The 12,969-nt window shown below is 34.0% G+C and carries 12 protein-coding genes and 2 pseudogenes; 13 read left to right on the forward strand and 1 reads right to left on the reverse strand.

Translation table 11 applies throughout. From position 1 onward, the window contains the following. Positions 1–10: 10 nt before the first annotated feature. Positions 11–742 carry a class I SAM-dependent methyltransferase gene (locus ACWNMZ_RS22515; RefSeq protein ID WP_026562330.1) on the forward strand — a complete coding sequence of 244 codons (732 nt, stop codon included), beginning with the start codon at positions 11–13 and terminating at the stop codon, positions 740–742. 117 nt (positions 743–859) lie between these two features. After that, positions 860–1,717, forward strand: a complete 858-nt coding sequence (gene ant(6) / locus ACWNMZ_RS22520) for an aminoglycoside 6-adenylyltransferase (RefSeq protein WP_026562331.1) — start codon at positions 860–862, stop codon at positions 1,715–1,717. 120 nt (positions 1,718–1,837) lie between these two features. Here the strand turns inward: ant(6) and catA are convergent. Beyond that, positions 1,838–2,484 (reverse strand): annotated as a pseudogene (catA, locus tag ACWNMZ_RS22525) (type A chloramphenicol O-acetyltransferase). Positions 2,485–2,712: 228 nt separating this feature from the next. Between catA and ACWNMZ_RS22530 the strand changes: the two are divergent. From ACWNMZ_RS22530 to ACWNMZ_RS22580, 11 genes and pseudogenes are all read left to right on the forward strand, one after another. Continuing rightward, entirely contained in the window at positions 2,713–3,660 is a 948-nt protein-coding gene (locus ACWNMZ_RS22530) for an aminoglycoside phosphotransferase family protein (protein ID WP_018665431.1), read from the forward strand. 40 nt (positions 3,661–3,700) lie between these two features. Further along, the gene (locus ACWNMZ_RS22535; protein WP_018665430.1) at positions 3,701–4,387 is read left to right on the forward strand and encodes a class I SAM-dependent methyltransferase; all 687 of its coding nucleotides are present in this window, start codon (positions 3,701–3,703) and stop codon (positions 4,385–4,387) included. A gap of 40 nt (positions 4,388–4,427) precedes the next feature. Then, positions 4,428–5,261, forward strand: a complete 834-nt coding sequence (locus tag ACWNMZ_RS22540; protein WP_251627803.1) for a nucleotidyltransferase domain-containing protein — start codon at positions 4,428–4,430, stop codon at positions 5,259–5,261. A 122-nt stretch (positions 5,262–5,383) separates the two neighbouring features. Then, positions 5,384–5,428: an erythromycin resistance leader peptide gene (locus tag ACWNMZ_RS22545; protein ID WP_115648277.1), complete on the forward strand. Its 45-nt coding sequence runs from the start codon at positions 5,384–5,386 to the stop codon at positions 5,426–5,428. A 362-nt stretch (positions 5,429–5,790) separates the two neighbouring features. After that, a complete protein-coding gene (locus ACWNMZ_RS22550; protein ID WP_018665427.1) occupies positions 5,791–6,690 on the forward strand; it encodes a putative RNA methyltransferase in 900 nt (299 codons plus the stop codon). Between the two features lie 211 nt (positions 6,691–6,901). Then, the gene (locus tag ACWNMZ_RS22555) at positions 6,902–8,365 is read left to right on the forward strand and encodes an Msr family ABC-F type ribosomal protection protein (RefSeq protein ID WP_018665426.1); all 1,464 of its coding nucleotides are present in this window, start codon (positions 6,902–6,904) and stop codon (positions 8,363–8,365) included. 1,075 nt (positions 8,366–9,440) lie between these two features. Continuing rightward, entirely contained in the window at positions 9,441–9,677 is a 237-nt protein-coding gene (locus ACWNMZ_RS22560) for a hypothetical protein (protein ID WP_251627801.1), read from the forward strand. 188 nt (positions 9,678–9,865) lie between these two features. Then, positions 9,866–10,714 carry a hypothetical protein gene (locus ACWNMZ_RS22565; protein WP_251627799.1) on the forward strand — a complete coding sequence of 283 codons (849 nt, stop codon included), beginning with the start codon at positions 9,866–9,868 and terminating at the stop codon, positions 10,712–10,714. A 666-nt stretch (positions 10,715–11,380) separates the two neighbouring features. After that, complete coding sequence (locus ACWNMZ_RS22570) at positions 11,381–11,629, forward strand: hypothetical protein (RefSeq protein WP_251627798.1); 249 nt, start codon at positions 11,381–11,383, stop codon at positions 11,627–11,629. Positions 11,630–11,934: 305 nt separating this feature from the next. Further along, positions 11,935–12,153: a hypothetical protein gene (locus tag ACWNMZ_RS22575; protein WP_251627796.1), complete on the forward strand. Its 219-nt coding sequence runs from the start codon at positions 11,935–11,937 to the stop codon at positions 12,151–12,153. A 600-nt stretch (positions 12,154–12,753) separates the two neighbouring features. Then, a pseudogene (locus tag ACWNMZ_RS22580) lies at positions 12,754–12,969 on the forward strand (hypothetical protein); the annotation flags it as partial.

Here is a 12,969-nt window from a genome sequence, read left to right on the forward strand (position 1 = left end):
TGTTTAAATTATGAAACAAAACAAATATGATGATGCTGTGTTTTTTTCTGAATATGAAAAAATGCCAAGATCAGTTAAAGGGCTTGAAGGTGCAGGAGAATGGCCGGTTTTAAAATCCTTATTTCCAGAGTTGAAAAATAAGAGTGTACTTGACTTGGGGTGCGGATTCGGTTGGCATTGTCGATACGCACGTGAACACCAAGCAAGTTCGGTAATTGGAGTAGATATATCCGAAAAAATGCTTGAAACAGCCCGTGAAAAAACAGATGATCCTTTAATTACGTATATTAAAATGCCAATTGAAGACATCAATTTTTCGGACGCACAATTTGACGTAGTGATCAGTTCTTTAGCTTTTCACTATATTAAATCGTTTGATACTATTTGCGAAAAAGTTTATCAATATTTAAAACCTGGAGGTTCTTTTATTTTTTCCGTGGAACATCCGATTTTTACTTCTCGGGACGAACAAGATTGGTATTATGATGATCAAGGAAATCGCCTTCATTGGCCAGTGGATAATTACCAATCAGAAGAAGTACGTAATACAACTTTTCTAACCGAGAATGTGATCAAATATCACCGTACAATTTCTACTTATATTAATGATTTAATTCATATAGGTTTTAAAATAAAAGCGGTTAAGGAACCTATGGCTACGGAAGAAATGGTAAGGAATGATCCAGGGATGAAAGATGAAAACAGAAGACCCATGTTTTTAATCATTTCAGTAGAAAAGTAATAGTAATAGTTTGCTAAATAAAAAGTACACAAATAGAAATCTGAGAACAGTAATTTTCTGAGATTTCTTCGTATACGGCACATAAACTACTTTTCAACAAATTGGAGGATTAATACAATGAGAAGTGAACAAGAAATGAAGAATTTGCTCATTAGTTTTGCTAAGAACGATAATCGAATTCGCTTGGTAACTTTGGAAGGTTCACGTGCAAACAAAAACATTCCCCGTGATTCATTGCAGGATTATGATATTTCTTATTTTGTAACAGATATGGATTCCTTCAAAAAGAATGATGAATGGCTGAATGTTTTTGGGAAACGTTTGATAATGCAAAAACCGGAAGACATGGAGCTTTTTCCGCCGGAGTTAGGGCATTGGTTTTCCTACCTTATGCTATTTGAAGATGGCAATAGAATTGACTTAACACTTATTCCGATAAACGAAGTAGATGATTACTTTTCTAATAGTGATGGGCTAGTAGAAGTCCTACTTGATAAGGGTGGTCTTGTCAAAAATAAAGTGGTCGCAAATGATCGGAAGTATTGGATTAAAAAGCCCACAGCAAGAGAATTTGATGATTGCTGCAATGAATTTTGGTGGGTTTCTACATATGTAGTAAAGGGATTGGCTAGAAAAGAAATTCTATTTACAATTGACCATTTGAACGAGATAGTACGGCCTAATCTGTTAAGAATGATGTCTTGGCAAATAGGATTAGAGCGAGGGTTTACCTTTAGTGTGGGGAAAAACTATAAATTTATTGAACAGTATTTACCGAAAGATGATTGGGAAACATTACTCACAACTTATTCTGAGAGTAGCTACTCAAACATGTGGAAGTCTTTATTTACTTGTTATGAGTTATTTAGAAAATACTCTAAATCTGTGGCAGAAAGTCTTGGATATAAGTATCCAGATTATGACGAGGCCATCACGAAGTATACGCAAAACATTTATCAGTCATTGAATGAGTAATAAAGGTCAAATATAGGTGAGCTAATCAGAACTAGGTAAAGATAGGGTTTGAATATAATTAAGAAAAGGAGTCACCAAAGCAACTCCTTAACTAAATTTATTAAGCTACATCATCAATACTTATGAGAGCCAATCAAGGCAGTTATTAGAAAGTTGCTGTAGTTCCTCTATAAAAATACTAGCATGAAATCCATCACAAACCGCATGATGTACCTGTAAAGAAATAGGCAATAATATTTTATCTTCCTGATTACAGTATTTTCCGCCAGTAATTATTGGTAATAAGTAGTTATGATTATTATTTACGTTTAGGTTGAAGCCAGTAAAACTAACCCATGGAATACTAGATATAGGAAAGGAATTCTCTGGTACATTTTCTTTTATGAAAAATCCTTTAACCTCTGAATATTGTTTCATATCGTCTTGAAAGTTTTTATAGAAGACAGGAAATTCATCAGAGAATTCGGTCCATATGCTTGAGAATGATTTGTTATCATTATGGAAGATTGTATAGCTAGGCAACAAACTTTCCCAATAAGAGTACCATCATCTTTTAAGCAAGTTCTAAATTCTTTATGAGAATTTACTATTCTAGTGACCATGTAAATAAAGGATGGATATAGCTTTATCCCTTTGTTCCTGAGCTGTTCCAATAACGTTGTAATATCTATATTTGCTGTAATACTAAATGTGCACTTCTGATTTAAGTAATGCTCGAAATACGGCAATCTATCCCATTTTTCTTTTTCAATTAGATTAAATTTCATTTGATTAGCCTCCTAAAAATGTGTTTTTGATTTTTAGGAGGCTAACTTGTCTGCTTTCACCAATACCCTCACCTCATAAATAATGCTTTAAATAAGATACTAAATCATTTGAAATTCATATTCAACCATTCTAATACGCATATGTATGGCTTTTTACAATAATTAAAGGGCAACCTCGAATTGTGTTATACTTTTTCCGTGTTGTAAGTTTTTACTGGAGGGGCTAGGATGAATCAAGTAAAAAGTATATTAAAAGACTTTTATGACATAGAGATTAATGTTGTGTCGCCTCAGCAGGGTGGTTGGGCATCCCTCGCATATAAAGTGTCAAATAAAAATCAAAGCTATTTTTTGAAGGTATATGAAAAAAGCAGAGCTTCCACACCGAAGTTGACTGCTCTGATTGATCAATATGTTCCAATCTTGGTATGGCTTATAAAGAATAGCAATTTAAAAGGGAAAATCTCCGTTCCTATGATGACAAGTGAAAGAAAATATAAATGTGAAGATGAGTATGGGATTTATTTGCTTTATGAATATATTGAGGGGGAAACGATTGGGGATCGAGATTTAACAGAGAATCAGGTTTATCAGCTTTCAAAGATCATAACAGAGCTTCATTCATATAGTGATAACATTCCAATTGGGACTGATGCTTTTATAGAAGATTTTGAGGTTCCATTTTTACCGATGTTGAGACAAACATTGCAAAAAGGGAGAAATGATTTTCCGTCTGAGGTATGGGAATTGATCCATTCCTACATTCTACAATTAAATGATCTGATTTATACACTTGAGGAGCATTCACAGAACTTGAAAAACTCAAAATTAAGAATGGCCTTATGTCATACAGATTTACACAATTGGAATTTAATGCAGTCGGGACAAGAGCTAATATTAATTGATTGGGAAGGATTGAAACTAGCCCCGCCTGAAGCTGACTTGATGTTCTTAGATGATAAACCCTACTTTAATGAATTTTTAAGAATCTATCGGAAAACTCATCAAAACTTTTCAATTAATCCTGAAGCAATGACCTTTTATAAGGGAAAGAGACGATTGGAAGATATATGGGAATTTATGGAACAACTTTTATATGATAAACAAGGGGAACAAGAAAGAGTTATAACGATGAACTATTTACAGGAAGAGTTGAATGAAATAAATAAATGGTAAGGTAAATCTATCCCATTGTTGAATAGGAGGGGGTGAACATATGAGTATTACAGGATCACAGTTTGATAAAGTGGCTGAAGAGTATGACTTTGTAACTAATCTTCTGAATGACAATACCTTTTTTATTGCTAATATGCCAATAGAAAAAGGGAGAGCATTAGATATTGGATGTGGGACGGGAATATTAGTCTATGAATTATCCAATTACTTTAGCGAGGTAGTTGGTATTGATATATCGGAAGGGATGCTTGAGTTTGCCAACAAGAAGCGTCAGTGTTCGAATATTTCATACTTGAAGATGGATGCAGAAAATCTTAGTTTGGGGTATAAGTTTGCTTATATCGTAAGCAGGACGACTTTCCATCATTTGAGGGATATATCAATTGTAATTAATCAAATGAAAGAATTGCTGTACGAAGGTGGGAAAATTGTTATTCTTGATAATGTGTCTAAGGTTGAAACCCCACCAACGTACGTTTACATATTAGGAGCAATCCAAGAATTTCTTCCTAACTGTTTCAAATTCGGTGTGAAAAATGCTGTGAGAGTATTCAAGTATAACACTTCAAAGTCGTGGCTCGAACATTTAGCATCTGACAAGTACCTTTCAGAACAGAAATACTATGAGATATATGGAAAATTATTGCCTAATTGTACCTTTCGTAGAATGAATTGGGCAATGGGGATTATTTGGGAAAAACCGATTGTTTCGATGATAACTGAGTGAATGTTATTAACCATAGGATAAAAATAGGAGTTGAAAATTGTTGAGCGTAGAAAACATTTTACAAGAAATTAACAATGAATTAAAAGATGTCCCGGGCATTGTTGGAGTGGTATTAGGAGGATCAAGATCAAGAGGTACGAATCACCCAACTTCCGATATAGATATTGGAATATATTATGATACATCGGCAGGGTTTGATGTCAGAGGGGTTAGTGAAGCTGCTACTAGATTGGATGATGACCATAGAGAAAATCTAGTTACATCTTTAGGTGAGTGGGGTGCCTGGATAAATGGTGGTGGTTGGATTGTCGTTCAAGGGTACCATGTAGATTTGATTTTTCGGGATATAAAAAGGGTATCTCAAGTAATTGATGATTGTTTACAGGGCAAGGTTTCTACTCATTATCATACAGGACATCCACATGCCTATCTAAATGTTATGTATATGGGGGAAATCTCCATTTGTAAAATATTGTATGAATGTACCAATCAAATTTCAGATTTAAAAGCTAAGACTAGCCCTTATCCAAAATCATTAAAGGATGCCATAATCGGCTATTTCATGTTTGAAGCATCTTTTTCTTTGATGTTTGCGAAGGACAATGTGGATAAGGATGATATTACATATGTTACGGGGCACTGCTTCCGAACTATTTCATGTTTAAATCAAGTATTATTTGCTTTGAATGATGAATACTGTATCAATGAGAAAAAAACTGTCCGAATGATTGAGAGCTTTAATCAGAAACCCAATAATTATAAGAAAAACATCGACCAGATTGTTACATTAATTTCTTCCGATTCAGATCATACGAGTGAAGCGGTTAAAATGTTGCATGACCTTGTGTCGGAAACGGAAAAGATACTAAAATAAATATCAAGTTGAAGGTAAATAACCGTCTCTAATTGTAAAAGCACTATTTATCTTTGACTTTTTGTAAAAGAGAACCTATAATAATCACTATACTTTTAAACGTTAAGGAGGATTATTAAAAAATGACACATTTTATGAGACTACGATTCCCAACTTTGAACCAGTAATTGAATACGTTCAAAGGCTCTGTTTGTGTATGCAGAGTAAACGGGATTAGTCTGTCCTTTTTTAATAATCTTCATTTCATAGTTATTCACCACATCCAGCAATTTATTTCCCCCAATCAACTTATGGGTGGATCCTTATTGCCTGTTTATGTGTGGAAAATATGTAATGTAAGGAAAGGCGACTTATTTGCCTTTCTTTATTTTTGTCTAATTTAACCTTTCGTTGTTTAGATCAAGGGCAGGTTTTATTTGCTGACGGCTTTTAATAGCTCCCCTAATAGAATAAGGATGGGTCTCTTTCCCTTTACTCTCAAATCACAGGCAGATGCTTGTGATTTTTTTATTTGAAAGGAAGAGAAACCATGATTAATAAAGAAAAAAGTGCTGAATTAGTTAATAAATATGTTCATGTATTTAGTTGTCCGCTTTGTAAAAGTCCAATGAAGGTCACTCATTTAAAGAGCCTAGTCTGCCTGAATAATCATACGTTTGATTTTGCGAAACAAGGCTATGTAAACATGATGACTCATTCTACAAATAGCCATTATGCCAAGGAATTATTTAAAGCACGACAAAAAGTCATTATGGAAAATAACCTTTTTGCCCTCCTACACAAGGAAATTTCAGAAATTATCATTGAAAATATGGATGCTTTAAAGGGTGAAATTATAATTTTTGATGCAGGGTGTGGAGAAGGATCACATTTACAAAGGATCTTAGATGAATGTAAGAATGAAACAATTGCAGGAATTGGTTTAGATATTTCAAAAGAGGGCATACGAATGGCGGCACGCAATTACAAAAAGTCCATTTGGCTTGTCGGTGATTTAGCAAATTCACCATTACAGGATCAATCATGCCATATCATTTTGAATATCCTATCACCTGCAAATTATAAGGAATTCCAAAGGATCTTAGTACCTAATGGTCTCATTATTAAAGTTGTTCCTCGTTCAAATTATTTAAAAGAACTACGAGAAGCACGATTCGATGAGAAAGATAAAACGTCTTATAAAAATGATGAAACGGTATCTCTTTTTAAACAGCATTTTCATCTTATGGACACTTTCGAAATTAGTTATACCAAGGGACTAAATGTAAAAGATTTAACAAATTTAACTCAAATGTCGCCACTTTCCTGGAATATGAGCAAGGACGATATGGAACAAATTATAAATCGTGGAATTTCCAGGATTACCATTGACTTAGATATTTTGGTAGGAATAAATAAGTCAAATAATACTAATGAACGGCCAAATTAGACTCGAAAAAGTGTAATGGGTGTCCCATAGCTGTACCATTTTCTATAACAATTTGATTATCAATAAATGGAATATAAATAATCCTACGAAATAGGGGGAGTAAACGATGCAATTTTTATTATTCTTTTGATACGGGCTTTAACTTGAAATAAAGGCTCGTATCGGTCCTAGCTATCGGTACGAAATCACCAATTTTCGGGAGGTAGCAAAAATGGAAGAAATATGTTTTGAATTAGAAAATGTTGAACTAACTTATTTAGATAAAACTGTATTAGTGATTGAGCGTTTAGCTGTTCATCAGTTTGATCGCATCGGTGTTGTCGGGGAAAATGGAGCAGGAAAAAGTACGTTATTAAAGTTACTAGCGGGTATAGTTCAACCGTCAAACGGAAAAGTGAAAAGTCATGTAGACTTTGCTTATTTTGATCAATTAACTGTACCAGGGCCAGCAGAGGTGGATTATGACCTAAAAGGAAAGCTGTCTATCCCTGAAACAGACATCAATAATTTCAGCGGTGGGGAACAAACAAGGCTGAAACTAGCTCAATTTTTTTCAAACTATCATGAAGGTTTATTAATTGACGAGCCAACCACGCATCTTGATGCAGAGGGTGTAGAACTTTTTATCGGTGAATTGGCTTACTATTATGGTGCACTCGTACTCGTGAGTCATGACCGGTATGTATTAGATAAACTTGTGACGAAGATTTGGGAAGTCCAAGATGGAATTGTAACGGAATATACAGGGAACTATTCGGATTACGTCGTACAAAAAGAACTTCAGAAAAGGCAACAGCAGGAACAACATGACAAGTATTTAAAAGAAAAATCACGTCTTATCAAAGCCGCAGAAGAAAAGATGAAGAAGGCTGAAAAAATTACACAGGCCAATGGACATATGTCCAAAAAAGAAACAAAAGCAAAGGCGAATAAAATGTTTATGACGAAATCCAAGGATACAAGTCAAAAGGCAGTCCAAAGAGCAGCAAAAGCAATAGAGCAAAGAGTAGAACAACTTGAAGCGGTGGAAGCACCGAAAGAAGAGCAAATCATTCGATTTCACCAGTCTAGTGCTTTGCAATTACACAATAAATTTCCGATAATGGCAGATCAGTTAAGGCTAAAGGCGGGGGAGAAGACACTTCTTGATAAATCGGGTTTTCAATTCCCGTTAGGCAAGACCATTGCTATTACAGGTAAAAACGGTTCAGGTAAAACAACGTTGCTTCGGCATATTTTACAGCGTGGTGAAGGGATTACGATTTCGCCAAAAGCGGTTATCGGCATTTATGAACAAATGGACTATCAGTTTACAAAGGATGAATCTGTACTGGAATTTATGAAAGATAGAAGTGATTTCGATGAGAGCAAAATTCGTTCTGTTCTACACTCTATGAATATTACAGGAAATGATTTAAAAAAGAATGTCCGGAATTTAAGCGGTGGAGAGTCTATTCGTCTAATATTGTGTCAGTTATTCTTAGGAAGATACAATATACTCATTTTGGATGAGCCCACGAACTTTTTGGATGTTTTTTGTATTGAAGCGTTGGAACGGTTTTTAAAAGGATATGAAGGAACTGTACTATTTGTATCGCATGATCGAACCTTTGTTGATAGAGTGGCTGATTGTGTTTATGTCATAGAGGATCAAAAGTTAGTATTAAAAAGCTAATGTAAAAAATGGGTAGGGATGTAAAGGGGTCATTATGATCTTAGAGATGTAGCTGTTACTTTCCTCTTCCCTCTGCTAAAAAGTTACTACCTACTGTTAAATAGTTGGTTTCCAAACGGCAAAGGAAGCGGGAAGAGCAGCGGGCAAACAAATATGTATCTAATTGGTTTATTCAATAAAAAATCAATCAAAATTCGGGGCTGGATTCAATATGATCCAGTCCTTTTTCTTTTGTTCAATATTCCACCAATCCCTTGTCCAATAAGAGTTTCAATGGTTTCTCCATTACAAAAATACGTAGGATTTCCAATCTCTTTTCAGTGTGTTTCCCAACAGTAAGACCGTCCCAAAATGGCTTCGGTTTCCGTCTTTTCTCCTGATTCTTCTCTCCATTCTGGTACCAACTTTTTAACATTGTCCGAATATTCGATACAACCCGAGATGGAAAAATGAGGGCGAAAATGGGGGGTTTGGGGAAGAACTATGTAACATAATGGAATGAAGAAAAAAGGCGAGATAAGAGGGTGGGGCTTAGAACCGCAAGGGTTTGAGGGGAGTGGGAGGGAGAGGGGTGGAAATACCAACATTTTAGCAGTTGAATAGATATTGTCTTCAAATAAAAGTTCCCTTCCTTAGATAAAATTAAGGGTTCTTAAATAAAAATTACGTTCCAATTCCGAAGGTTTTTCCGGTACTTTTCCGGCAGACCTTCGGTTTTTTTATTTCCAAAATCGGAAAAAATCCTATCGTAAATCAATCTCCATTTCAATCGGTTTTCAATCCAAATCCAGGCGTTTCTCTCAATTCTATGTCTCTCCAATCCTTGTCCAGTAAGGGTTCAGGCTTTATTCAATTCCTTTTCAGGTGTTTTCCACATGCAATAGAGTCGAGTGGTTCCAGGCGTTTTATCTGGTTTTTTTCGTTATTTTTTCAGGCGGAAGGTAAATCAGGAAGTCGTTCGGAATCCCTCTACTCTGGAACGTAATTTTTTTCTCGAATACAGTGAAAAATCGTTACAAATCTGAGTGAAAATGCGGAAAGGCTGGAATGTAATTTTTTTATAAGAGAGAATGGAATGGGAAGTAAAAGGGGAGTGAATACTGAAGGAACGATTATAATGAATAAATACAGTATTGCTAATACAACAAAGGCAGAAAGGGAAAAACTTGTTGCTAATGCTGAAGCGATTAATTCATTGGGAGCTGAACCATTGACGAAAGATAATCGGTCTTTACTTAAAAAATGCGTTGATGGCATAATTGAACTCGATGATTTACGAAAAATGATAATTGATAAATATAAAAACCAATAATAAAAGGCATTCGTTAAGCTAATAGAAAGATATGCTGGAAGAGTCTTTGATTTATATTGATATAATCTTGCGAAAATTGATACAATTTAATTATTATCCATGTTTGAGTGCTTAGGGTGTGCAAAACTGGAAAACGGAATATCCGGTTATTTTAATTAAGTTCAGTTATTGCAGAAACGGAGGTAAAAATGTTTATAGACACAAATTCCCGTGAAGCGATGTTGCAGGGAATCTGCAATTATTTTGGTATTACAACGAAAGAAGTTTCGGTTCTTTTTGACAAGGCAGGAAAAGAATCACGGAAGGAATCCTATTTAGATGGCGATATATTCAATAATATTATTAATGATTTCATTGATGCAAAGATGCCTAATACTCCTGTAGATCAAGTTTTGTTTTTTCATTTAGGTCGAAGATTGAACTCTAATAAGAGCGATTATACTGGCAAAAATCTCTATGACTTATTATCTATAGAAAACGAAACTACAAAATTTTTAAAAAACCACGGAGTTGAATTTTTTCCCATTGAAGGGCGTTTGGAACTGGTATATAAAGGGGAAATAATATCCTTATTGGATTCGTATAAAGAAAATGTCCCATACTTAAGATGGAGGTTGGGGCATAACGTAAATCGTATTGACTATTGCTTTAATGGTTTTATGTTGAAAGATTTATTGTATAAAAATCATTATGCACGGGATCTGTTTAATACATCTGAACTTATTAGTGTGTTAGCACAATTCCTGAACCGAAGGGATATTGTAGCTGACTACTATGAAAATAGCACTTATTATTGTTTTGAATATTGTTGTCCATTAAAAAAAATACTTTTTGATAGCAATGAGAATTTATCATTTGAGGGGAAGCAGAGGTATTTGTTGAACCGAATTTTACAAAGGCTATATGATTACTCTGTGACAGAACTTCCTTATATGTTCGACCATGATAATCCAATAATTAGATTAAAAGATAATGATACTATGGATGGTGAATACTTTATTTCAATTGAAGAAATCACCAAAGAAATGCTTATGTAATGATTATTAAGTTCCTTAATCGCCGGGTTTTTAACGTCAGTAATTCAGGGTCGCTTATAGGATTATCATTCTGTTCCATTTTTAAATAAAAAACAAACTTCCTCTTAACTGCAAACTGTGACGTGATCAACCAAACTGTGCCAAAGAAGCAATCAAAGAAATTCCAATTTAATCTCCGTATAAAAGAAACTCATTTTGAAACACTTTGGAATTTGTTTTCAGGAGTGTTTTTTATTGGAAACTTATTTTATGTAAAGGCGTTCTGTTGTATAGATGTTTGACTTTGAACCACCCACAGAAGATGAGATGGACATATGAACAATTAGCTGATTGGCGAGATAAATTTGCTCCATATTATTCAGACCGGTTTTAATTATAAATTTCCAGAGCGTTTAAAGTGCTGTAGATATCTATGGTTTGACAGAATGATCGAAAACATTGGAAATGGCATAGACAGATGGGAGCGTGTAGCTTCTCGAAATCTCAAAAATTAACGATGTTTGATGTTTCATCTATCTTCGGAAATTATAAATGTTTATCAAAAAATGAGTGATTTTATCTTAGGCTGTTTTCGCAAACTTTGTTGCTATTGAAATGATATTTTTTACCAATTATTTCAAAAGTAAGGTATAATACATTTATAATGTATACAAATGGAGGAACCAAATGAATAAGTATGGACGTCTTTCGTTATTAACGGTTGGCATTAGCATAGTATTATCCTTTTTTGTTAATGAAGATAATAAGTATCCAGGTATTTTTTTATTAATTTTCGGTATTTTAACAATAATTGGAATTACCTTTGCCATTCTATCAAAAAAAGGGTCGAATATTATTATTGGCGTAATTCTAAACATTGCCACTCTGGTCTTTTTCTTCTTTTTGTTATTAGCAATGGGAATCGGAGAAGTATAAATTAACGACCTCTATTAGGGTCTTTTTTTCTATGCTATCCTTAACTGTCAGTTTAGTAAAAAAGCAACAATCTATACGAAAACAGCCTTATCTTAAAACATGAAATTAAAAATCCAGCTATAACAGGTTATAATTCTGTAGAAGAATTTAAACAAGGAAAAATGAGCTATACTCCAATCGAGGTAAAGAATCTATTATCCGCATTTAATGAAGTGAAATCCCATCCCCATATAAATGTGAAAATTAATGATATTACACCCGATTGGTTAAGAAGCACGTAAGAAATACCAGGTGCAGACTATCGCTTGGAGATTCCTCCAAAATCTGAAATAGTAAATGATTTTAGATTTGGCTTTGAATCTAGTGATTGTCTTCGTTTAGAAATGGACGAATACGGTCATTCTGATTTAGATTTGAATTTTAAATTATATCTACTGGATACATTAGGAAATGAATATGTAGGTAGGGCACAAGATTGTATTGTTTTTGCTAAAGGTAAATTTTTATGGAAAGTAAAAATCTAAACAGTCGTAGACGGCTAGCACATTATTTTTAGATTGATAGAATTTTTTTCTTTATTATCCCTCCCTATCAAAGGATTCTTCTCTAAACAGAAAAGGATACGGAAAGAAGAGGGCAGTACATTATATATTAAATTCTGATTCAATCGTAAAATCAATACAAATCCAAGCTGAACCCAATACGGGTTCAGTCTTTTTCTTTTGCTCAATAACTGTTCAATCCCTTGTCCAAATAGGGCTACAAGCGTTTTCCCAATCCATAACCGTAAGATTTCCAAACTCAATTCTGTGTGTTTCCTCACTATGATACCAACCTAGAATTGCTGCACTTCCCCTTTTTATTCTCCATTAAGGGAAGGGCTTATTAGCAGGGGAATAGTTATTGTGGCTTTGAAATAAAGTTGAACTGTTTATAAAAAGTCGCACCGTCTTGAAAAAAGTTTAATCTTTTAAAAAAAAGATGAACCGAAATTTCCAATCTCTTTAAATATTGCGAGATTACATACTATTTTTTAGATGGTCTTTTTGTTTTTAGGAAAATAAAAAAGACATCAAATAATTCAAGGAAGTATAATGGTATGTATTAAAATAAGGAGTTTAAAAATGAATCTATACGAATTATTTCAAATGTGGGTAAATCATCCGAAAAAAGGAAGTGGTAGAAGAAATTTAGACAATACAGATGAATGTTGGAAAAAGGTATTACAAGATATTCGTAATTGGGAGAGCAGTGAAGATAAAAATGATAATGATTTTGCAAAATATCTACTTTATACAGGGAAAATAAGAAGAGTTCATTTAGACCTGAATGAAGTGAAT

It is taken from the genome of Niallia sp. Marseille-Q9988 (assembly GCF_976954375.1).

Coding starts and splice junctions, on each gene's coding strand:
- ACWNMZ_RS22530 (WP_018665431.1), top strand. CDS start 2,713: ATGAATCAAGTAAAAAGTATATTAAAAGACTTTTATGACATAGAGATT.
- ACWNMZ_RS22515 (WP_026562330.1), top strand. CDS start 11: ATGAAACAAAACAAATATGATGATGCTGTGTTTTTTTCTGAATATGAA.
- ACWNMZ_RS22550 (WP_018665427.1), top strand. CDS start 5,791: ATGATTAATAAAGAAAAAAGTGCTGAATTAGTTAATAAATATGTTCAT.
- ACWNMZ_RS22555 (WP_018665426.1), top strand. CDS start 6,902: ATGGAAGAAATATGTTTTGAATTAGAAAATGTTGAACTAACTTATTTA.
- ACWNMZ_RS22565 (WP_251627799.1), top strand. CDS start 9,866: ATGTTTATAGACACAAATTCCCGTGAAGCGATGTTGCAGGGAATCTGC.
- ACWNMZ_RS22570 (WP_251627798.1), top strand. CDS start 11,381: ATGAATAAGTATGGACGTCTTTCGTTATTAACGGTTGGCATTAGCATA.
- ACWNMZ_RS22535 (WP_018665430.1), top strand. CDS start 3,701: ATGAGTATTACAGGATCACAGTTTGATAAAGTGGCTGAAGAGTATGAC.
- ACWNMZ_RS22560 (WP_251627801.1), top strand. CDS start 9,441: ATGGGAAGTAAAAGGGGAGTGAATACTGAAGGAACGATTATAATGAAT.